The 22584-nt window shown below is 44.8% G+C and carries 24 protein-coding genes; 19 read left to right on the top strand and 5 right to left on the bottom strand.

What is annotated here, in order from left to right:
- The first annotated feature begins 3 nt into the window (after positions 1-3).
- The 6 genes from ACED25_RS14525 to ACED25_RS14500 all read left to right on the top strand — a co-directional run bounded on the left by ACED25_RS14525 (position 4) and on the right by ACED25_RS14500 (position 4975).
- The gene (locus tag ACED25_RS14525) at positions 4-294 is read left to right on the top strand and encodes a DUF2607 domain-containing protein (RefSeq protein WP_012604884.1); all 291 of its coding nucleotides are present in this window, start codon (positions 4-6) and stop codon (positions 292-294) included.
- 41 nt (positions 295-335) lie between these two features.
- Positions 336-1073 carry a DUF2796 domain-containing protein gene (locus tag ACED25_RS14520; protein WP_371695526.1) on the top strand — a complete coding sequence of 246 codons (738 nt, stop codon included), beginning with the start codon at positions 336-338 and terminating at the stop codon, positions 1071-1073.
- Positions 1074-1212: 139 nt separating this feature from the next.
- Positions 1213-1929, top strand: coding sequence for an ABC transporter ATP-binding protein (locus ACED25_RS14515; protein ID WP_004735279.1), 717 nt, complete (start codon positions 1213-1215; stop codon positions 1927-1929).
- Entirely contained in the window at positions 1926-3185 is a 1260-nt protein-coding gene (locus tag ACED25_RS14510) for an ABC transporter permease (protein ID WP_371695525.1), read from the top strand. The genes ACED25_RS14515 and ACED25_RS14510 overlap by 4 nt, the downstream gene beginning before the upstream one ends.
- Positions 3186-3199: 14 nt before the next feature.
- Positions 3200-3715 carry a DUF3299 domain-containing protein gene (locus tag ACED25_RS14505; protein WP_004735277.1) on the top strand — a complete coding sequence of 172 codons (516 nt, stop codon included), beginning with the start codon at positions 3200-3202 and terminating at the stop codon, positions 3713-3715.
- 351 nt (positions 3716-4066) lie between these two features.
- Entirely contained in the window at positions 4067-4975 is a 909-nt protein-coding gene (locus tag ACED25_RS14500; protein WP_371695524.1) for a TIGR03899 family protein, read from the top strand.
- A gap of 167 nt (positions 4976-5142) precedes the next feature.
- Here ACED25_RS14500 and cysC read toward each other — a convergent pair whose 3' ends face one another.
- The 4 genes from cysC to cysD all read right to left on the bottom strand — a co-directional run bounded on the left by cysC (position 5143) and on the right by cysD (position 9971).
- The gene (cysC, locus tag ACED25_RS14495) at positions 5143-5763 is read right to left on the bottom strand and encodes an adenylyl-sulfate kinase (protein WP_135382118.1); all 621 of its coding nucleotides are present in this window, start codon (positions 5761-5763) and stop codon (positions 5143-5145) included.
- Positions 5764-5787: 24 nt separating this feature from the next.
- Entirely contained in the window at positions 5788-7512 is a 1725-nt protein-coding gene (locus tag ACED25_RS14490) for an SLC13 family permease (RefSeq protein ID WP_009847766.1), read from the bottom strand.
- Between the two features lie 65 nt (positions 7513-7577).
- Entirely contained in the window at positions 7578-9008 is a 1431-nt protein-coding gene (cysN, locus tag ACED25_RS14485; RefSeq protein WP_371695523.1) for a sulfate adenylyltransferase subunit CysN, read from the bottom strand.
- 18 nt (positions 9009-9026) lie between these two features.
- Entirely contained in the window at positions 9027-9971 is a 945-nt protein-coding gene (cysD, locus tag ACED25_RS14480) for a sulfate adenylyltransferase subunit CysD (RefSeq protein WP_226974827.1), read from the bottom strand.
- Positions 9972-10386: 415 nt separating this feature from the next.
- Between cysD and ACED25_RS14475 the strand changes: the two genes are divergently transcribed.
- From ACED25_RS14475 to ACED25_RS14425, 11 genes are all read left to right on the top strand, one after another.
- On the top strand, positions 10387-12363 hold the full coding sequence (locus ACED25_RS14475; protein ID WP_102257871.1) for a bifunctional 2',3'-cyclic-nucleotide 2'-phosphodiesterase/3'-nucleotidase: 1977 nt from the start codon (positions 10387-10389) through the stop codon (positions 12361-12363).
- Between the two features lie 284 nt (positions 12364-12647).
- Positions 12648-13235: a DedA family protein gene (locus ACED25_RS14470; RefSeq protein WP_102257872.1), complete on the top strand. Its 588-nt coding sequence runs from the start codon at positions 12648-12650 to the stop codon at positions 13233-13235.
- Positions 13232-14365, top strand: coding sequence for an ATP-grasp domain-containing protein (locus ACED25_RS14465; RefSeq protein WP_102257873.1), 1134 nt, complete (start codon positions 13232-13234; stop codon positions 14363-14365). Before ACED25_RS14470 ends, ACED25_RS14465 begins: the two co-directional genes overlap by 4 nt.
- 87 nt (positions 14366-14452) lie before the next feature.
- The gene (locus ACED25_RS14460; protein WP_371695549.1) at positions 14453-14926 is read left to right on the top strand and encodes a hypothetical protein; all 474 of its coding nucleotides are present in this window, start codon (positions 14453-14455) and stop codon (positions 14924-14926) included.
- A 2-nt stretch (positions 14927-14928) separates the two neighbouring features.
- A complete protein-coding gene (locus ACED25_RS14455; protein ID WP_371695522.1) occupies positions 14929-15678 on the top strand; it encodes an NRDE family protein in 750 nt (249 codons plus the stop codon).
- 12 nt (positions 15679-15690) lie between these two features.
- Positions 15691-16128 (top strand): YHS domain-containing (seleno)protein, encoded by a 438-nt coding sequence (locus ACED25_RS14450; RefSeq protein ID WP_004735265.1) that lies wholly within the window; start codon positions 15691-15693, stop codon positions 16126-16128.
- A 10-nt stretch (positions 16129-16138) separates the two neighbouring features.
- Complete coding sequence (locus ACED25_RS14445; RefSeq protein ID WP_371695521.1) at positions 16139-16582, top strand: hypothetical protein; 444 nt, start codon at positions 16139-16141, stop codon at positions 16580-16582.
- Positions 16583-16594: 12 nt separating this feature from the next.
- Complete coding sequence (locus ACED25_RS14440; protein ID WP_017100015.1) at positions 16595-18349, top strand: lysophospholipid acyltransferase family protein; 1755 nt, start codon at positions 16595-16597, stop codon at positions 18347-18349.
- A gap of 71 nt (positions 18350-18420) precedes the next feature.
- Complete coding sequence (locus tag ACED25_RS14435) at positions 18421-18987, top strand: Crp/Fnr family transcriptional regulator (RefSeq protein ID WP_371695520.1); 567 nt, start codon at positions 18421-18423, stop codon at positions 18985-18987.
- Between the two features lie 57 nt (positions 18988-19044).
- Positions 19045-19497, top strand: coding sequence for a GNAT family N-acetyltransferase (locus tag ACED25_RS14430; protein WP_004735261.1), 453 nt, complete (start codon positions 19045-19047; stop codon positions 19495-19497).
- Positions 19497-20345, top strand: coding sequence for a DMT family transporter (locus ACED25_RS14425; protein WP_017096572.1), 849 nt, complete (start codon positions 19497-19499; stop codon positions 20343-20345). Before ACED25_RS14430 ends, ACED25_RS14425 begins: the two co-directional genes overlap by 1 nt.
- A 59-nt stretch (positions 20346-20404) precedes the next feature.
- Here the strand turns inward: ACED25_RS14425 and ACED25_RS14420 are convergent, their stop codons facing one another.
- Complete coding sequence (locus ACED25_RS14420; RefSeq protein WP_029225384.1) at positions 20405-20983, bottom strand: LysM-like peptidoglycan-binding domain-containing protein; 579 nt, start codon at positions 20981-20983, stop codon at positions 20405-20407.
- Positions 20984-21196: 213 nt separating this feature from the next.
- On the opposite strand from ACED25_RS14420, the gene ACED25_RS14415 reads away from it, so the two are divergent.
- Together ACED25_RS14415 and ACED25_RS14410 are read left to right on the top strand one after the other, a co-directional pair.
- Positions 21197-21817 (top strand): FKBP-type peptidyl-prolyl cis-trans isomerase, encoded by a 621-nt coding sequence (locus ACED25_RS14415; protein WP_008220519.1) that lies wholly within the window; start codon positions 21197-21199, stop codon positions 21815-21817.
- A 134-nt stretch (positions 21818-21951) separates the two neighbouring features.
- Positions 21952-22458, top strand: a complete 507-nt coding sequence (locus tag ACED25_RS14410) for a DUF2780 domain-containing protein (RefSeq protein ID WP_371695518.1) — start codon at positions 21952-21954, stop codon at positions 22456-22458.
- The last annotated feature ends 126 nt before the right edge of the window (positions 22459-22584 follow it).

Here is a 22584-nt window from a genome sequence, read left to right as displayed (position 1 = left end):
CTGATGTGGAAAAACACACCTAATAATGTGAAACGTAAAACAGGCTTCTTGCTTGGGCTGATGCTCATGTTGAGCGTGTTAGCAGCGACACATATTGTGGATATCGACCCACATCATCACTCTTCACATCATTGTGAGCTGTTTTCGATAAATCAGTTCATAACGGCGCATTCACTTCCACAGATCCCAGAGTTCCATTCGGAATTTACTGTCGCTATCACAGAGTCAGTCGTTTCGTTACAGCGCCTGTATTTCGCTTATTTAGCACGTTCACCTCCTGTAAAGATTTCTTAATTACCACTACTTTTTAATTAACCTTTATTCAGGAAAAAAACATGAAACCTACTATTCTAGCCGTTGTTATCGGTATGACTGTCTCTACTAATGTTCTAGCTAACGAAGAATTCCGCTCTCACGAAGCACACGTGCACGGTAAAGTTGAGGTGAACATCGCTCAAGATGGGCAAGAACTACTTGTTGAAGTAACAGCTCCCGGCGCTGATGTGGTTGGCTTTGAACATGCTCCAGAAACTGCTGAGCAAAAGAAAGTATTTGAACAAGCGATTGCGCAATTAAACAAGCCAGATGAGCTATTTGGTTTCAAAAATGCAAGCTGTACTCTGAAGTTCAAGTCGGTGACGAACACCTTGGAAGGCGATCATGATGACCATGAAGGCCATGACCACGCAGAGCACGATCATGATGACCACAAAGGCCATGACCACGCTGAACACGATCATGACGACCACAAAGGCCATGACCACGCTGAACACGATCATGACGACCACAAAGGCCATGATCACGCAGAACACGACCATGATGACCACAAAGGCCATGACCATGCAGAACACGATCATGATGACCATGAAGGCCACGACCATTCAGAAGGTGGGCACGGCGAATTCACTGTCGAGTACCATTACCAATGTTCAGATATTGCGAAGCTAGATACCGTGAGCACTCAATGGTTCTCTAAGTTCAGCAACACAAAATCAATGACGGTAAACCTTCTAACTGACAGCGCTCAAATTCAAGAAGTGCTTAACGCAGATCGTATTAGTTTTCGATTCTAATCCGTATTAGATTGAATTAAACGTAGATACGCAGCCAAGTAAGTAGTCACTTACTTGGTTGTGCAAATCGGTGTGTTCTGGGAATTTATTTTTCTAATAGCTGTCCAGTAAATACACCGCTTTAATCATTGGAGCTAATATGTCTTTTGACAGTTCATCACTTGTGGTCAAACTCGAAAATATCAGCTTTCGTTGGAAGCCTGAATTACCCCCAACGCTAGAGATCCCCTCACTGCATATCCAAGCCCAAGAGCACCTTTTCATCAAAGGGCCTAGTGGTTGCGGGAAATCAACATTGTTAGGGTTACTGACCGGAATCAACCAAGCTGAACAAGGCGAAGTATCTATCCTTGGCCAAGACCTCACACAGCTAACACCTCGTCAGAGGGACAAGTTCAGAGCCGATCATATTGGCTATATATTCCAACAATTTAATCTGCTTCCTTACTTGTCAGTGATCGACAACGTGACGCTTCCTTGTCAGTTTTCTAAGATTCGTAAGCAGCAAGTCACTGAAAGTCAGAACAGCCTGCAAGCAACCGCTCAAGAGTTGTTGCTCAGATTAAAGCTACCTCAAGCTCTAATGGACAAGCCTGTTACCGAGTTGAGCATTGGTCAACAACAACGTGTTGCTGCCGCTCGCGCTTTGATCGGCCAACCGAAAATCATTATTGCCGACGAGCCAACCTCGGCTTTGGATCATGACAACCGAGAAGCCTTCATCGAATTGTTACTAGAGCAAGCAAATCAAGCCGGGTCTACTCTGATATTTGTCAGTCACGATCCAACATTAGAAAAGCTGTTCACCCGAACCATAGATTTAAAAACCGTTAACCAAGCTAAGGTTGTCGTATGAAAGTAATTACTCACTTAGCCCTAAAAAGCGTACTCAACCGTAAAGCCACCGCTATTCTGACGATTCTCACCGTGGCAGTGTCAGTGATTCTATTACTCGGTGTTGAACGTGTAAGAACCGAAGCAAAGAGCAGTTTTGCTAATACGATTTCAGGTACCGACCTTATTGTTGGTGGCCGCTCTGGTCAGGTAAACCTACTGCTTTATTCGGTATTTAGGATTGGTAATGCAACCAACAACATCGACTGGAAAAGCTATCAAGAATTTAGCCAGCACAATGCAGTAAAGTGGGCGATACCCATCTCATTGGGAGATTCACATAAAGGCTTTCGTGTAATGGGCACTAACCATAGTTACTTTGATAATTATCGCTATGGAAGTAAGCAACCACTTACTTTTCAACAAGGCAAAGAGTTCAATCAGCTATTTGATGTCGTGATTGGTGCCGATGTCGCGAAGAAGTTAGATTACAAGATTGGTGGTCACATCATTCTGGCGCACGGTATCAGTGATGTCGCCTTCAGTCGCCACGACAACCTGCCCTTCACCATTGTCGGAATACTCGCGCCAACCGGCACACCAGTAGATAAAACGGTGCATGTTTCGTTAGAGGCCATTGAAGCGATTCACGTTGGTTGGGAATCGGGGGCTAACCTAGGCCACACACCGAATGCTGAAGCGCTAAAGCAACGTGACTTCCAACCAAAGCAGATTACCGCGATGATGGTTGGCCTTAAATCGAAGATCCAAACCTTTGCACTGCAACGAGAAATCAATAACTACCGCCAAGAACCGTTGAGCGCCATTATGCCAGGTATTGCGCTTCACGAATTGTGGGGAATGATGGCCGTAGCAGAGCAAGCACTACTGATTGTTTCAGGGTTTGTGGTAATCGCGGGACTGTTAGGGATGCTGAGTAGTCTACTCACTAGCTTGCAAGAAAGACGTCGAGAGATGGCCATTCTGCGCGCGATGGGAGCAAGGCCTCGTCATGTGTTCGGTTTACTGATCAGTGAAGCAAGTGCCCTAACCTTCCTCGGTATCACATTGGGTGTTGCCGTGTTGTTTGCCCTAATCGCAGTAGTTGCTCCTATTGTGCAACAAAGTTATGGTATCAACATATCGATATCCGCAATCACACCCCATGAGTGGAAACTGCTTATGTTGGTGCAAGTTGCCGGAATCATTATTGGCTTTATTCCCGCTTTCAGAGCTTACCGTCAGTCATTGTCTGATGGCATGACTATCCGAATCTAAAATAGGAACCTACGATGCAACGCAAATTCCTACTGATACTTGGGTTACTTATGTTCCCATTTATCAGCACAGCTCACGCTGAAACCACTCAGACTGACGAATCGGTATTAACACTCGATTGGATTGACTTGATTCCAGAGTCAGAGCGAGCACAACTCGACTCATTTGGTATGCCTATGGTTAACCACGACAGTATGGACAAACCTCAACAATCGACACTTGGCGCTGTTCGCCCAGAGCTGAATGGCAGCACAGTCAAGATTCCTGGCTTTGTGATTCCATTGGAAGGCGATGAGAACATGATCACTGAGTTTCTCTTAGTACCGTACTTTGGCGCATGTATCCACGTACCGCCACCGCCGCCGAACCAAATCATCTACGTGAAGTTCCCTAAAGGTGCACCAATACAGCAGCTATGGGATGTGATTTATTTAGTAGGTACACTAAAAACCGAGTCAATAAGCCACGACTTAGCTCAAACCGGTTATCTTATTGAAGGTACTGCGATTGAAGAATATGACGACATGTAGTCATTAGAAGGGTGGCTCAAGGATGAGCTGCCGTCACTGAACGAGTGAGATCATTCAATAACAGTTTAATAACGATGATTTTATTCTAAATTATGCGATGTAATTAGATAAGTACGCTAGAACAGCGACATAAGTAGCGAGTAATAACCCTATACTAAGCTGTTTCTTCAGCTTGTTATCATTGACTTGATTCATAACTCCTCCTTGAGAATTACAACAAATTTAACATTTTATTATCATTAGCAAAAGTAAAATTTTGTTGAAACCTTCAACTCTGCACGCAAAATCTAGCCACCAATAAGATAAAGAGTTACATTTTAGACAGTTAAGTCGTTTCCTTAGGGTACTCTTATGTCAGAAACCAAACAGCCAGTGATCATTGAGCATGCTAGCGATACACAGCACAAGCATGAGAAAAAGCCTCATATTGCCGACAGTGCAAGCAAAATGCGGCACATCGCACAAAGCTTCGGCCTAGATTCCTTAATTAGTCATAGTGCAAAGCCAAACGATAAAGCTGAGAGTACGCTTATCGAACGGGCACTATTACGAGAGAAAAAACGTAGAGAACTTCGCCAAAAGAACCTAGAACAGATTCTAAAGTTGGCACACTCTTCATGTAAAGATGAAGCGGCTGGAGACCCTGATCAGGACTGGCTATACCGTTTCTTCGATATGGCACAAGAGATCCACAATACATCGATGCAGAGGCTATGGGCTCAAGTACTGAAACGAGAAGTCACCAACCCAGGCTCGACTTCGATGAAAGCGCTGCAGATCTTAAAAGACATGACACCAAAAGAAGCGCTCACCCTGCAAAGAGCCGCGTCACTTGGTTGTAGCTTTGGTAGTGATAACAGCAGAAAACTGTTACTCGGCTTTAAATCCCATGCTGGAATCTTCAGCTTTGGTAAAAGGGACACCACCAACACCATCAATCTTGGTGGACACAACCTTCCCTATTCTAGCTTGCTCCACTTGATTGAACTCGGGATTATTCTGGGCACAGAACTAGAATCTGGAGAGATTGATTTCGATCCAGCTCTGCACTTAACTTATCAAGGTAAGGGCATGTCACTGGCACCATTATCAAAAGGGGTGAAGCTGATTTACTACCGATTCAGTCCAACAGGCAATGAGCTGTGCAACTTACTTGGCAACAAGCCTAACACGCAGTATTACGACCAACTGATTGCGCTATTGAGCCAAAAGTTTATGGTTCAAACAGAAGTTAAAAGCAGTGTGAACTACACCGTCTAGACAATCGATACTGTAAAAAATAGACGGTGTACGCTGTGAAGAGTATTGATAAGAGTGAAGAGAATCTAGAGGATAGGGTTCTTGTCTCGGAAAACCAAGGCTGCACTATTTATCCGTAGTGAATTAAGCAGATAAACAGGAGAGTAGCCTTAGTCATACCAGCGATCTCAATTGGATAAAATATTACGCTTCTCTAAAGCATCAATACACAATTCGACCAGTTCATCGAGTGTCTTTTCGCCCGCAGGAAGATCTATCTCAGGATGCTTAGGCGCTTCGTACACTGAACTAATACCAGTAAAGTTCGGGATTTCTCCCGCTCGTGCTTTCTTATACAGGCCTTTCGGGTCACGCTGCTCACACACCTCAAGTGGTGTGTTCACAAACACCTCAAGAAACTCCCCTTCCGGTAATAAATCACGTACCAACTGTCTCTCCGCTTGATGTGGAGAGATAAACGCTGACAACACGATCAAACCCGCATCCGCCATCAATTTAGCGAGCTCACCAATACGACGAATATTCTCTCGACGGTCTTGCTCTGAGAAGCCAAGGTCGCTACATAACCCATGACGGACATTGTCGCCATCCAATAAGTAAGTATGGTAACCAAGTTGGGCTAAGCGGTTTTCTAATGCTCCAGCAACTGTTGATTTCCCAGAACCAGATAATCCAGTGAACCAGAGCACAGCTGGTTTCTGTGATTTCAGATCCGCACGAAATGTTTTATCAATCGAATGTTGATGCCACACAACATTCTCATCTTTTGGTTTGAGTACTGCGGTCATAATTAGTCCTTTAAATAAACAGCATTAAAATGGGAAAAAGTAAGGAATCAGGGTCAGCACCAAGCCCGAATAGACAATCGAGATTGGGATGCCGATACGTAGATAATCCGTGAGATGGTAATTACCTACGCTATAAACAAGTAAATTAGTTTGGTAGCCGTATGGCGAAATAAAACTGGCACTGGCACCAAATAGAACCGCCATAATGAATGGCATAGGGTCAACGCCATAGCCGATAGCCATGCTATAGCCGATTGGGAAAGAGAGTGCTGCGGCCGCATTATTGGTAACCAGTTCTGTTAGAACCAAGGTCATAAAATAGGTCGCGACTAACGCACCAAACACGCCCCAGCCATTAAAGGCTTCCATAAACATCAGCCCCATACGCTCAGACAGCCCAGATGAAATCATCAGTTGAGCAATAGACAGAGCGGAGCCAACGATCACCACAATATCAACCGGAAAACGGCGACGGAGTTCACCCAGTTGCACCACCCCAAAGGCCACCAGCAACAGTAAGAAACCAGCCAGCCCTTTGATAATCGGCACGACTTCAGCAAGGGCTAGACCAATCACACTGGCAAAACCGAGCAATACAAACGTCGATTTATCGGCATCAAGCTTGGCACTCGAGTCCAAGTCATTCATCAACACAAACTCTTTGTTGTGTTGCTGGCGCTGTTCTTCAAAGCGTTTACCGGGAACCAAAATCAAGGTATCACCAGCGGTCAATGTGATATTCCCTAGCCCACCTTCAAGGCGCTCATGGCCACGACGAATAGCAACTACAACTGCATCGAAACGGTCTCTAAACTGGCTTGTTTTGAGGGTTTTATTACAGAAGCTTGCCGACGAACTCACCACCACTTCAACAAAGCTCTGGCCGTTAAGGTGATGCTGGCCAAACAGGGTCAACCCTTGAATTTCTTGTAGTGTCGCTACGCTTTCAACGTCGCCACAAAACAGCAACCGGTCACGAGCTTGAAGAATAAAATCAGGGTCAATCGAAGCCGTGGTCTTACCGTCGCGAATCACTTCGGCTAAGAACAATTTTCTCAAAGCTCTGAGATTATTTTCGCTAACACTGCGGCCAACTAACGGTGAGCCAGGTTCAACTCGCGCCTCTAGAAAGTAAGGCAGATCGTCCTGCGACCCATCATCGTAGCTTGGTAAGAAGTAACTCAGAGGGATAAGAATCAAAACACCACCCACCAAGACCGCTAAACCGATCAAGGTTGGAGTGAAAAAGTTTAAGCTTGGCAGTCCAGCATCTTCAACAAAACTATTGATGATCAAATTGGTTGAAGTGCCGATCAATGTGAGGGTTCCGCCTAAAATGGCAGCGTATGACAAAGGGATAAGTAACTTAGATGGCGCGTGCTGTTGATTGCGTTTGATCGCTCCGATCAAAGAGACAACCACCGCTGTGTTATTAGTAAAAGAAGAAAGTAGCGCTGTGGAAATACCCAACTTCGCAACCACGGTACCTAGCCTACCTTCAGAGATATTGCGGCTAACCCAGCTGATTAAGCGAGTTTTCTCCAACGCACTTGATGCGAGGATCAGAAGAATTAAAGTCAGTAACGAGGAGTTAGTGAAATTATTGGCTAGGCTCGACAAGTCGATCATGCCAGCCATGAAAGCAATAAACGCCGCGCCAGCAAAGATAAAGCTTGGCTTAATACGGGTAACGAGCAGGCAAGTAATGATGCCGAGCAAAATCGCTAATACAAATCCTTGTTGCCACATATACCCGTCCTTTATGGCGGAAACGATGGGTTTCCGCCTGATTCAATAAGCTGTTACTTGGTCGTTTATGACTTCAGTAGTTGGCTTAGATCTTTGGCATCCCAATGAGGGAAATGTTTGCGAACCAATGCGTTGAACTCAAGTTCAAATGCAGAGAAGTTACCGACTTGCTGTTCAACAGAGTCCAAACGGTCTCGAATCAAACCCGCACCAACCGTCACGTTGGTTAGTCGGTCGATAACGATGAAGCCACCGGTATCGGCACTCTCACGGTATTTATCTAGCGCGATAGTCTCGTTCAGTGACCATTCACACAAGCCAATGCCATTCAATGGCAACTCATCGACAGCGTGAGTCGATAGGTTGTTGATGTCGTATTGGTGACGAACCGTTTCAACTTGACCGACGGTTTTCTTGCCTGCGATCTTGATGTCGTAAGCTTTACCCGGTTGCAGTGGTTGTTCTGTCATCCACACGATGTCAGCCAATACATGGTTAGTAGATTCAATTTGCGCGTTTTCCAGCACAATCAAATCACCACGACTGATATCAATTTCATCTTCAAGAGTCAGTGTTACCGCCAAACCCGCTTGTGCTGATTCAAGTTCACCATCAAAGGTCACAATGCTTGCCACCTTAGAAGTTTTACCTGAAGGCAACGCCTTGATTTCATCACCCACGCTGACACGACCAGAAGCCACGGTGCCAGCAAAGCCACGGAAATCTAAGTTAGGACGATTGACATACTGCACAGGGAAACGGAATTCGCCCGCAGAGCGTTTTTGGTCAATGTCGACGTTCTCTAACACTTCTAATAGAGACGGACCTTCGAACCATGCAAGCTCTTTGCTTGGCGCAGCAACGTTAATACCTTCAAGTGCGGAAACTGGCAGAATCTGAATATTAGTTTCGCCCTCTAGGTTTTCAGCAAACTCTAGGTACTGATCGCGAATCTCCTCAAAACGATCTTGCGAGTACTCGACGAGATCCATTTTGTTGACTGCGACGATGAAATGCTTCAAACCAAGCAGGTTAGAAATAAACGAGTGACGACGTGTTTGATCCAGTACACCCTTACGAGCATCAATCAAGATCACAGCCAGATCACACGTTGAAGCGCCTGTTGCCATATTACGCGTGTACTGCTCATGCCCTGGGGTATCAGCAATAATGAATTTACGTTTTTGAGTCGAGAAGTAGCGATAAGCCACATCGATCGTGATGCCTTGCTCACGCTCAGCCTGTAAACCATCAACAAGCAATGCCAAGTCAGGTTTCTCACCTGTAGTACCCACTCGTTGGCTATCAGAGTGAACCGCTGCTAGCTGATCTTCATAAATCTGTTTTGTATCATGGAGCAAGCGACCGATTAAGGTACTTTTACCGTCATCTACCGAGCCACAAGTTAAAAATCTAAGCATAGATTTATGCTGATGCTGACTTAGATAACCTTCAATCCCTAGTTCAGCCAATTCGGCTTCTACTGCACTATTCATTTTTCTTTCCTTAGATTCTTAGAAATAACCTTGGCGCTTTTTCAGCTCCATAGAGCCCGACTGATCATGGTCAATCGCTCGACCTTGACGCTCACTGGACGTCGCCACCAGCATCTCTTCAATAATGCCTGTTAGCGTATTCGCCTCAGATTCAACGGCTCCGGTTAGTGGGTAACAGCCCAAAGTACGGAAGCGAACGCTTTTTTCTTCAATCACTTCACCTTCTTGCAGTTCCATACGGTCATCATCAACCATGATCAGCATGCCATCACGCTCAACCACAGGACGTTTATCAGATAGGTAAAGCGGAACAATATCGATGCTCTCTAGGTAGATGTATTGCCAGATATCAAGCTCAGTCCAGTTAGATAGTGGGAAGACACGAATGCTTTCGCCCTTATTAACCTGACCGTTGTAGGTGTGCCAAAGCTCTGGACGCTGGTTTTTTGGATCCCATGTATGGTTCTTATCGCGGAAAGAATAAACACGCTCTTTTGCTCGAGATTTTTCTTCATCACGACGCGCACCACCAAAAGCGGCATCGAACCCGTACTTGTTTAACGCCTGCTTAAGGCCTTGAGTTTTCATGATGTCTGTATGCTTAGAAGAGCCATGTACGAATGGGCTACACCCCATCTCAATACCTTCTGGGTTCTTATGTACTAAAAGGTCGAAGCCGTACTTTTTAGCCGTACGATCACGAAACTCAATCATCTCGCGGAATTTCCAATCCGTATCTACATGCAATAGTGGGAATGGAATCTTGCCTGGATAAAACGCTTTGCGAGCTAAATGAAGCATCACAGAAGAATCTTTACCGATGGAGTACATCATCACTGGGTTATCAAACTCAGCAGCAACTTCACGGATAATATGAATACTTTCCGCTTCAAGCTGTTTTAGGTGGGTTAAACGTTCTTGGTCCATTTCAGTGCTTCCTTTAAGGCTCGCAGTACGAGCAATTCATTACTTGGTCTTGCCAAGCAAGGGATTTAACTCATCCACTTAAGTGAATGGGAGTATTGGCACTAGAAGAAAACAGAAGCTTCGTTTTGAGCTATCCTTGCTATTCATCTGCCTGATACGTCCTTGATATAGGCATTATGACGAGCCTCTCATATTACTGGAAATTCTAAAATTTCATTTTTTATTCGAAAAGCTGATAAGGGATGAGATTCATCGATAAATAGGTGAAATGAATGGGCTAATATTATCGATATCAGTTGCGCATCGATTGAGCAGCTTTGGGAGGCGCCTTGCAGAACACTATAAAGTAATCGATCTAAGTCACGAATTAACATTCGTTGTAATCATTGTTTCATTCCATTTTGTTACATTACGCAACGAATTTTCTACTAATCCACTTTGGAGCTCCAAAATGAAAGTTGCAATGAAACCTTTGTCATTGGCTGTACTTGCTGGTCTTGGTCTGACTTTAGCAGGCTGCACAACAACACCAGATACCGATGAAGTGATTAAATTACGTGTCGTAGAAACGACGGATATCCATACCAACCTAATGGATTACGACTACTACAAAGACAAGCCGTCGAAAAAAATCGGCTTAGCACGTACTGCAACTCTAGTAAAAGAAGCTCAAAGCGAAGTAACCAACAGCGTATTAGTTGATAACGGTGACTTGCTGCAAGGTAGCCCAATGGGTGACTACATGGCAGACAAAGGCATCGAGGCTGGCGAAGTTCACCCTGCATATAAAGCAATGAACCAACTAAGCTACGACGCTGCAAACCTAGGTAACCACGAATTCAACTACGGTCTTGAGTTCCTAGAAGAATCTATTAACGACGCTGATTTCCCGTACATCAGTGCTAACGTTTACGACGCAGAAACCAAAGAACACTACTTCACGCCATACATCATCAAGACGCACACCTTTGAAGATACTGCTGGCGTAGAACATGAAGTAAAAGTGGGTTACATCGGTTTTGTTCCACCACAAATCATGACGTGGGATAAGAAGAACCTTGAAGGCAAAGTGATCGCTCGCGATATCATTGAGACAGCTAACGAGTTAGTGCCTCAAATGAAAGCGGAAGGCGCTGAAGTAATCGTTGCTATCCCTCACTCAGGCGTATCAACTGACCCGTACAAAAATGGCGAAGAGAACTCAACGTTCTACCTATCTGAAGTAGACGGCATTGATGCAATCGCATTTGGTCACTCTCACGCAGTATTCCCAGGAAAAGGTTTTGATGACATTCAAGGCATCAACAACGAAACGGGCACAATGAACGGCGTTGCGGCTGTAATGCCAGGCCGCTGGGGTAGCCACGTTGGTGTTATGGATCTAACACTTGCACAAAAAGACGGTAAGTGGGAAGTTGTTAAAGGCCAATCAGAAGCACGCCCAATCTACGACAAGGTAGAAAAGAAATCTCTTGCTGCTGCTGATGAAGGCATCGTTTCTGCACTAGAAAAAGACCACGCAGGTACTCGTGAGTTTGTTAACCAACCGATTGGTAAAGCAGACGATGTGATGTACAGCTTCTTGTCTCTAGTACAAGACGATCCAACTGTTCAAATCGTGAACCTTGCGCAAAAAGATTACGTTGAGCAGTTCATCCAAGGTGATCCAGACTTAGATGGCACACCTGTACTTTCAGCAGCTGCACCATTCAAAGCAGGCGGCCGTAAGAATGACCCAGCGAACTTCACTGAAGTTGAATCTGGTCAACTGACATTCCGTAACGCGGCTGACTTATACCTTTACCCGAACACGCTAGTTGCAATGAAGGTAACAGGCCACGAAGTAAAAGAGTGGCTTGAGTGTTCTGCTGGTCAATTCCAAAAAATAGATGTTAATTCGACCGCACCACAGCAGTTGGTTGAATGGGACGGCTTCCGCACTTACAACTTTGATGTCATCGATGGCGTTGAGTACCAAATCGATGTTACACAACCAGCAAAATACGATGGTAACTGTAAAGTTATTAATGAAGGCTCTGAGCGTATCGTAGGTCTAACTTACCAAGGTAAGCCAATCGACGTGAAGCAAGACTTCCTGATCGCAACCAACAACTACCGAGCATACAGCAATAAGTTCCCAGGTACGGGTGAAGACTTCATCGCATTTGATGCACCAGATGAGAACCGTACTGTTCTAGCAAACTACATCTCTCGAGTGAGCAAAGAGCAAGGTCAAGTGAGCCCAACGGCTGATAACAACTGGTCATTTGCGCCAATCAAAACGGATAAAAAGCTAGATATCCGCTTTGAAACATCTCCAAGCGACAAAGCGGCAGAGTTCATCAAAGAAAAGGGGCAATACCCGATGAAACGTGTTGCGACTGACGATGTTGGTTTTGCTGTTTACCAGATTGACCTAACTAAATAGATTACCTTGTAATCCATAGTTAACGTTCTGAAAGGCTGAGTTTAACGACTCAGCCTTTTTCTTTTGTTATTTATAAACCAAATCCACTGCCCTACTTTTCTCACCGTAAACGCCCGCTAATTCAATACCCAAACAGCGCGACTCAAACCGCCAATAAAATCAATCAAATATAAAAAAGCAGCAATCGCCTGTAAGTTTTTCTCCGCTCCTCCTGTCTATTTAATTTACTACACTCAATGAATGGTCATTAAGCCATTCATCTATGGGATAGATAAGGACATTTGATGAGCACCGTCGAGAGCATTCAAGCATGGTTAAATACGGGAGAGGAATCGCTGCTATGGCTGATGCTTGGCATTATCGCGCTTTCTTACTTGCTTGAAGATCTGGCGATTGTTACAGCGGCAGGTTTAGCAACTCAAGGACTCATGCTTCCTCAATATGCGTTGCTTGCCATTTTCATCGGCATTGCCACAGGAGATATCGGCCTCTATTACCTAGGTAAATCAGGACGTTATTTCCGAGGCGTTCGTTACAAAGCCCTCACCAACCGATACTTTCGTGCACTTCGCACTAAATTACGTCAAAACGCTTTCAGCAGCCTTTTTGTTATCCGCTTTATTCCCGGGCTTCGTACCGTCGGTTTTACCTTAAGTGGCTTTTTCGCAATCCCACTGCCTACTTTCTTGTTTGCCGTTATTAGTGCCACTGCGATCTGGACTGGCATTGTCTTCTCTGCCATCTACTATTTAGGGACATCAGCGTGGCTGCAAGCCTCTGAATATCAATGGATCATCATCCCGTGTGCCATCGCTTTGTTGTTTATCGGCAATCGATTAATGAATAGAACCTACTCTAGAGGATTATCATGAGTTCACCGCAAGATATTCGCATCATTCCAGCACATCAAATCAATGCAGGCATGCCCTTGCTTGAAAAAGATACCGTGCGCAGTGTCTCTCCTTATGAGTTTCTTCCAACTTGGTTCTTCTACACGCCAGTGGTGATTCAAAGCCTGATGCAAGGGTTACGGCACTTTGACTGGGCGCTGCCGCTCATCGCCAACCCGAGCATCAAGTTAAGCGGCATGGTAGGCGAATCAAAACACGAAATACTGAGCCTTGCCGGATCATCGAGTCAGCGCTGGATCTCTCCGTTTATCACCCTAACCAAAACGGATCTTAGCAGTAAGAAACAAGCTGAAGATGCACGCAGTGCACTCATACAATCGGATCTCGATTTCCCGATTGTGGCTAAACCGGATCTTGGCTGTCGAGGTGTTGGCGTTAAGCTGATCAACACACAAGATCAACTTGAACAGTATGTTGAATTTTTCCCAAATGGTGCTCGCTTTCTATTGCAAGAAAAGGCGCCTTATCAAGCTGAAGCGGGGGTTTTCTATGTTCGTTACCCAAACAAAAAGCAAGGTGAGATCATCTCGATCACACTCAAATATTCACCAATGGTGATGGGTGATGGCAAGTCGACACTCAAGCAGTTAATTGAAAATAGCCCGCGTGCTGGGCAACTCAGCCACCTGTATCTACCAAGGCATGAAGATAAATTGGATCAAGTGCTCGCAGAGGGCGAAGAGTTCCAACTCGCGTTCGCAGGTAGCCATAGCCGTGGCTGCATCTTCCGCGATGGCAATCAATACATTACTCAGGCTTTAACCGAACGCTTAGACGAAATATTCGACGACTTCGATGGCTTCCACTTTGGTCGACTCGACGTCAAATTCAAGGACATGCACAGCCTAATGAACGGCGAGGATTTCACTATCCTTGAGGTCAATGGCGCAAGCAGTGAGGCTGGGCATATCTGGGATCGCAACACACCATTGCGAGAGATATTTTCTACGCTACTCCTGCAATACCGCATTCTTTTTGATATTGGCGCTCAGCAAAAACAGCGAGGCCACCAGCCTCCTTCTTTTAAGAGCTTATATAACGCGTGGCAAGAAGAGCGACGTCTTGTTCAACAATATCCGACCACCGATTAACTTTGTACGAGGATCATGAATGAACCCCATAGCCCAACCGAGCGCCCAACTTCTTTCTCTCCTAGTATCAAGGGAGCGGTAGAGATATTGAATCAGGGTTTAGAGTTTTTGTTAGCGATATCTGACAGCGACTATCTGACACGAGCAAAGCCGCACGTCACAAGTTCTATTGGTGAGCATACCCGTCACACGCTCGATCTTTTTCACGCTTTGATTTTAAAAGAGAATGCGACCGTTGATTACAACACTCGTCGTCGTGGTCACCCCGTCGAATTCGACAGGTCGATTGCGTTGAAAGAGATCCATTACGTGATCAACTGGCTTGAACGAATAGACCGCAGAGATCTCGAAGCGCCCATCATGATCCAAACCGAAGTTTCAATGGATACACAAGTGTTTGCCAGCCTGCCTTCTACGCTAGAAAGAGAGGTCACCTTTGCCGCGCTGCATGCCAATCATCATTACGCGATGATCAAGGTGATCACGACCTTTCTTGATGTCGAAACATGCAACACCTTTGGTTATGCCCCAACCACCAGCAGCTATTTGAGGGAGCAATAATCATGTGTTCAGTATCTTGGCTGCTTGAAGACAATGGCTATCAGGTCTTCTTTAATCGTGATGAACAAAAGACACGGACACTGGCGATGCCACCTAAACAATATCGAGTTAACGGCGTCGATATCATCATGCCACTCGACCCAACCGGCGGTGGTAGCTGGATCAGTATCAATGAGTTCGGGCTTTCGTTATGCCTACTCAATAACTATCAAGGCATCGTACCTGATGGACTTTTAGTCAGCCGTGGTTTGTTACTCAAGAACCTATCATCGAGTCGTAATATCAGTCAGCTCTCTGAAGCATTTCATAAGCTCGATCTGCACTCTTTTGCCCCATTTACCTTGCTAGCTTTCGCGCCGAACTTAACTCAACACCATGGCTTGGTTATCGCCTATATGTGGGATGGCATTCAACAAAAAATAGTCGAAACCGACTCTCCGCTGTTCTCATCCGGTGTTGATTTAGAGCGAGTGCAAGCCTACCGACAAGAAAAATACGATCAGCTTATGACAACAGGTAAGAATCAGCAGAACTTACTTCAATTTCACTCTCACCATCATAGCGAACAGCCTCATTTAGCGACCTGTATGCATCGTGAAGACGCACATACGGTGAGCTTTACACACTTACGTAATCTACATGGCCAAGCCTCGATGTTTTATGCACCCGGCTCGCCTTGTGAACCCATTAAACCATGCCAGATAAATCAACAGCGTTTTACCTTCGATTTATCACCAGCAATCAATCTATAGATGGAGTCCATCATGAGAAAACTATTAACCATGGTCATGCTACTTGTTAGCCCTTACGTATTTGCCGCGGATGAAATCTACACCGGATTCTTTAGCAGCAAGGCGCTCGATGGCTACGACACTGTGGCTTATTTCACTTCAGGTAAGCCCATTGAAGGCAGTAAAAAATTCAGCACCGAGTACAAAGGCGCGGACTGGTATTTCTCTTCTGAAAAGAATCTGACTTTATTTGTTAATAATCCTGAAAAATATGCCCCTCAATATGGGGGTTATTGCGCTTGGGCTGTTTCAGCAAAAAGTGACTTTGCACCCGGTGACCCGAACCAATGGACAATTGTTGATAACAAGCTTTACCTCAACTATGACCAAGAGATTAAACAGCGTTGGGAACAAGATCGAGCACAGCATATTCAAAAAGCCGACACCGTTTGGCCACAACTGATCAAATAAGGGAATAACCATGACATTCACTCCAGCTAAACATATTCCTGCGGCATTTATCGCTTTCGTATTTGTTCAGTCGCTGTTTTTTAAGTTCACAGGCTCATACGAGACTGAGCATATCTTTGGCACCTTGGCGACATGGTCTGGCTTAAGTTGGTTCGGTTCATTTGGCGGCTACTTGATTGGGTTCGCTGAATTGATTGCGGCCATTTTGCTGTTTACTCGTTGGCATGGCCTAGGTGCCATCATGAGTGTGGGGATTATGAGTGGCGCGATATTTTTCCATCTGTTTACGCCGCTCGGTATTCAAATGCCTGAGTTTAACGCAGCGGGTGACATTGTCGGTTATGACGGCGGATTACTGTTTGGCATGGCATGCCTAGTATGGCTTTGCGGTGCATTTTTAAGTGTAAAAGATTTCAAGAATCAAGACGGTTTCCTAAACAACTTTAGTCAATAAGGTAGCTTCATTATGATTGATAGTCCTTTTCGTTTACCACGTTACACGCCTTTTGGTTTAGGTGAGTCTGTTGTCGAGTGGGCAACTGGGCTATCTAAGCTAGATAAGCTCTATCAAGATAGACCTGATGAGTTATCTAGCTTTGAATTCATGCATCACACCTTGTCAGCATTGAATATCGACTATTCCGTTTCAGCAGGCGCCACTGATAATATTCCCGAACAAGGGCCAGTAGTCATTGTGGCTAACCACCCGCTTGGCGCGATTGAAGGCGTGATCCTTGCTGATCTCGTAGGATCGGTAAGGAAGGATGTGAAGGTGCTGGCCAATGAGTTACTTAAGCGCCTGCCTGAGCTGGATGATCTTTTCATCGGAGTCGATGTCTTTAATAGTAAAGAATCGAAACGCACCAACGCTAAAGCGATTCGAGATGCCAATCGTCATTTGGCAGACGGTGGATTGTTGATTGTGTTCCCTGCTGGCGAAGTATCGAGTTACCGTAAAGGGGCAAAAACACTAACAGACATCGAATGGAGCAAATCGGTTGCCAAGTTTGTTAAGCGTCACCAAGCCACCACAGTGCCTATCTTTATCAATGGTAAAAACAGCGAGCTTTTCTACCAAGCCGGACGAGTTCATCCACTGTTACGAACTGCTTTACTTGGTCGTGAACTTCTTAATAAACGAGCGACTACCATCTCTATCTCTATTGGCTCTTCGATCCCATATTCAGAGATAAAATCGTTTGAACAAGAGATGGATATCGTCAACTATCTGCGACTCAATACCTATCTGATGAGTCAACAAGATAGCCCTAGCACGCCAATCCATGCACCCTCTTTTGACACTCAGGTTATTGCTCCTATTCCATCAGAAGCACTCTCTATAGAAGTCGCGTCACTTCCTCAAGAAATGAGATTACTTGAACAGGGCGATTTTGAGGTGTATTGCACACCGAGCCAGTCGATCCCCAATTTAATGCGTGAGATTGGTCGAGTCAGAGAAGAGAGCTTTCGAGAGGTTGGCGAAGGCAGCGGGCTTGCCTGTGATTTAGATGAGTATGACCTTTACTACCATCAACTGTTTGTGTGGAACAAAGCTAAGGCTGAACTGGTTGGGGCGTACCGACTTGGTATGGTCGACAAGTTGATCGCTGAGCACGGGCTTGATCAACTCTACTCTCGAAGTCTGTTTAACTACAATCAAGAGTTCATTGATACCCTTGATAATAGTATTGAACTTGGGCGTTCTGTGGTGAGCAAACCTTATCAAAAGAGCCTTAACTCACTGTTACTATTGTGGAAAGGCATCGCGGCCTTCGTGTATCGTCATCCTCAATACACTCACCTATTCGGCCCAGTCAGTATCAGTAATGATTACAGCCACAATGCTCGCCTGTTGATCGCGACCACCTTATCAATTCACCATTATGATGAGGAAAAGGCGAATCTAGTTTCTCCTTCTTCACCACTCAATACCAGTAATCATGTGTTCTGGCAGAATCACCTGTTATCGTCACTGGCGAGTGTTCCTCTGCTCTCTAAAGTGTTAGCACGTATGGAGCAAGGAAAAGGCCTCCCAGTACTACTGCGCCAGTATCTAGGGATGGACGGTAAGTTGGTGTGCTTTAACGTCGACCCATCATTTAATGATGCTCTGGATGGCTTGATTGTGGTTAACCTTAAGAAAGTACCATTGAAAACTCTAGGTAAATACATGGGCAGAGAGCTCGCTCAAGATTATCTAGAACAGCACGCTCGACGCTGATTTAGCCCGCTCTGTACCTATACTCAAATAAGTGCGATGATTTCGACACTTATTTGGGTTAGGTTATTTACATGCACACCTCTTTTATCGAACAACTACAAAGCTTCGACTTCTCTGAAAGTCAGATTGAATCTCTATTAGCTGTCGCGAAACCGCTTGAGCTACCAACCAGACACATCCTGATCAATCAAGGTGAAATGGCGAGTTCAATCTACTTTGTACTTAAAGGCTTGTGCCACGCTTGTTATCTCACTAATGACGGTAAGCAATACAGCAAAGAGTTCTACTGGGAACAAGATTGGATCATCGGCTTTGAGAGTTTGATAAAAAACCAAGCGTCCCCTTACCTATTAGAAACGCTTACACCAATTACTATGTTAGAACTACCAATGAATGCGGTTATCGAGTGGCGCGCATCAAACAACCCTTTGTATTTAAAGTTATTAGAAACTCAGCTGATGCATAAGGAAAACAAAGAACGCTTTATGCTGCTCTATACTCCCGAGCAACGCTATCAGCTTTTCTGCGAACATTATCCCGACCTTGAACAGCGCTTGAACGACAATCAAATTGCCGCTTACCTAGGAATAACCGCGATCAGTCTGAGCAGAATTAAAGGTCGAATTAACAATAGTTAATGCCAACCATCATCGCACATAGTACATTCAGAGCATCGATAACCTCTGGATGTAAACATGATCACTTGGCACTCAATTCCCTTCTCTGAACTTTCAACACAACAGCTTTATCAACTACTTAAATTACGAGTAGATGTGTTCGTCGTTGAGCAAAATTGCCCTTATCCAGAGCTCGATGGTAAAGATACACTCGCAGGTGTTGAACACTTGCTTGGCTATGCTGATGCAGAGCTAGTGGCGTGTGCCCGTTTGTTACCACCAGGTACTTCTTACGACAATACCAGCATCGGCCGAGTAGCGACCAAGCAATCAGCAAGAGGTGATGGCTTGGGTCATCAATTGATCAAAGAAGCGTTAACACGCTGTGAGACTCTTTGGCCGAGCAAGACCATCGATATTGGCGCGCAACAACACCTAGAAAACTTCTATGCGAATCACGGGTTCGAAACTATCTCTGAGATGTATCTGGAAGACGATATTCCGCATGTAGACATGAGATTTGAAAAGTAATGACGAATATCACTGTCGGTATTCTATTGTTGGTTGCAGGTAACTTGTTTGCCTCGCTTTCCGACGTAGCGGTAAAACTGTTGAATGGCGAAGTACCGCCTCTTCAGTATATTTTTTTCCGACAGTTGATATCTCTGCTCATCATCACCCCTTTGTGGCTACAACAGAAAAAAGAACAACGACGCTTACAACAAGCTAAAGTGACCTTTATTCGAGGACAACTGATCCTAATCGGCAGCGGATGTATGGTCGTCGCGATCACCCACCTTTCTTTGGCTACCGCCAACGCAGTATTTTACGTCGCGCCCCTGTTGATGTTACCTCTCTCTATGTTTCTACTGAAAGAGCAACCGGCACTTGGCAAGGTTATCGCCACCACTATCGGTTTTATTGGTGCATTGATTGTCTTGAGGCCATCACAATTTCATTGGGCAGCACTGTTTGCTTTGGGTACAGCACTCACCCTCGCACTATTCAATGTATTGGTAAGAAAGCTTCCTAGTGAGCAAACGGTGGTCACTACGCTGTGGTGGACAACCTTATGCTCTATTCCAGCCTCATTAGTACTGTGCTTCTTATACTGGCAGCCGGTGTCTGTGGAGCATTTGGGATACATAGCATTAAGTGCGACGCTAATCTTAAGCTACAACGGACTTGCGGTCGCTGCCTACCAAAAAGCACACTCTAGTCAAATTGCCTTGGCTGAATACTCAGGCTTAGTGTTTGTCGCCATAATAGGCGCGATATGGTTTGATGAGATTCCAGATACGTTAACCTTTATCGGAATTATGCTCATCATCTTACCGCTTGCACCTTTCAAGCGACCAAAAAAAAGAGCTAATCATTAGCTCTTTTCTATCGACTATCTGTATCTGACAAAACGCTTAAACGCAGGCTCAGAATTGAGCTACTTACTACGGCCAAAGCCACCGTCTGACAATCGGAAAAACATCACCGAAGTGTTGCCTTTTTCTAGCTGAAGAATGTCTAGTTTCCCGGTCTCGGCGAGTTTGAATCGAACTAGCTGGCCTTTACGAATCTGACTAAGTGGTTTGTCTGCCCCTTCAATACGCACTAGCGCGTTCAAGTCAGACAACGGTAAGTCGTTATTTCGAAAAACCTGCGCTAACGTATCCCCTTGCTTAACAAGATACTCTTGCCAACTGGTTGGCTCAGAAGAATTACTTTTAGCATTTTTCTGCTCGCTTAAGCCAACAGTATTTATCTCAAGCTCAACACGAGATGTTGCTGGTGCGTTGTCTACTTTAGGCTCTGGTAGCGGTGCAAACAATAAGATTAATATGATCGGCGAAATCACCATCAATAATTTCTGGTGTAATTTCGGCAATGATCCCCAAGTTTGCACTGTTGAGGTTTTCATTTTCTTTAGATCGATCGAGCTTAGTTTCTCTTTGACCTGATTCAGTCGGTCCTTGAACTCTGCTAAGTGGTCTACTTTCTGTTTTTTCTTTTGACGACGATTCATGCCACTGCGTCCTATACATTGAATAACTACAGTATAAAAACCAAAGTACCAACAGTATAGATCTTTCCGCGACAACAGAGAGCAAAGCAAGAAAATTGACATAGCTGTGATTTGGACACGGTAAAGCGTAAGTGATCAGAGGCTAGCCGTTTATTCAGGCTGCTAATACTGGTATTCTTACCCTTTTAGTACTGACAAAAAGAGTGACTTTTCATGTCTGAAGTAAAATTTGAAACTGTAGAGCAAAAAGCTAGCTACGGTATCGGTCTACAAATGGGCCAACAACTTGCTGGTTCTGGTCTTGAAGGCCTAAACGTTGATGCAATCGCTGCTGGTATCGCAACAGCTCTAGTTGGCGACATGCCAGCTATCGAAGTTGACGAAATCAACAACGCACTACAAGAGCTACACACTCGTGGTGAAGCTGCACGTCAAGAACTAGCTAAAGCTGCTGCTGCTGACGGCGAAGCTTTCCTAGCTGACAACGCTCTTCGTTCAGAAGTTACAGTTCTTGAGTCTGGTCTTCAGTACGAAGTACTAACTGAAGGTACTGGCGAAATCCCAACTGCAGACAAGCAAGTGCGCGTTCACTACCACGGCGAACTAACTGACGGTACAGTTTTCGATAGCTCTGTATCTCGCGGTCAACCTGCTGAATTCCCAGTAACTGGCGTAATTCAAGGTTGGGTACAAGCTCTACAAATGATGCCTGTTGGCTCTAAGTGGAAGCTATACATCCCTCAAGATCTAGCATACGGTGAGCGTGGCGCAGGTGCTGCAATCCCACCATTTGCTGCTCTAGTATTCGAAGTAGAACTTCTAGCAATTCTTTAATTTCTATAAAAACCTTTAGTAAAACAAAAAACTATAGGTAAATTAGACTGAATTAGCTCAACGGCGATGTGACTACATCGCCGTTTTTCGTTTATAGTGAAAGAGTAAATTACTTTATTACTTAAGGACGAATAATGAAGAAAGTACTCATCACCGTTTTAAGCAGCCTTGCTGTGGTATCTTGCGCTAGTACTAGCGAGTCAGAACAAGTTAGCTCAACTTCTGATATTAACTATTCCCAACTATCACAAACAGCCCTTATGGCCGCTGTAGACATGTGGTCTCAAAAAAATGAAGCAACACCATTTACGAGCACCCTTGCTAATTCCCTAAGTGACAAAGCATCTGTAACAAATGAGCAAGCTATAGGTGGAGTAGGCTCCATGCTAGCTCTTGCCCAAAATACCCTTGATAACTTTGACAACCAAGAGCTCGAAATGCTTTTCCCTGGAATGTCGACGCTTGATTCTACCGGTTTAACGTCAGTATTGGACTCAAAAACATCTGTTGAAAATGCATTTTCAGGATTAGGTATGGATTCATCAATGGTTGCGGCGTTTGCACCAATCATTATTCAAGGGCTAGAGTCACAAGGCGCAACAAGCGGTCTCGTTGATTCACTCGAAGCTATTTGGTTGTAATAACCAGTGATTAATAATTGATTTAAAATACTTAAGGGCGCTTCGGTGCTCTTTTTTGTGCGCTGAACAAAAGAGATACGAGATACGAGATACGAGATACGAGATACGAGATACGAGATACGAGAT

The organism is Vibrio sp. 1F263, from assembly GCF_041439035.1.
Lineage (GTDB): Bacteria > Pseudomonadota > Gammaproteobacteria > Enterobacterales > Vibrionaceae > Vibrio > Vibrio tasmaniensis_A.
The sequence above is the reverse complement of the archived record's forward strand: the minus strand, read 5'-3'. Positions and strand labels throughout refer to the sequence as shown.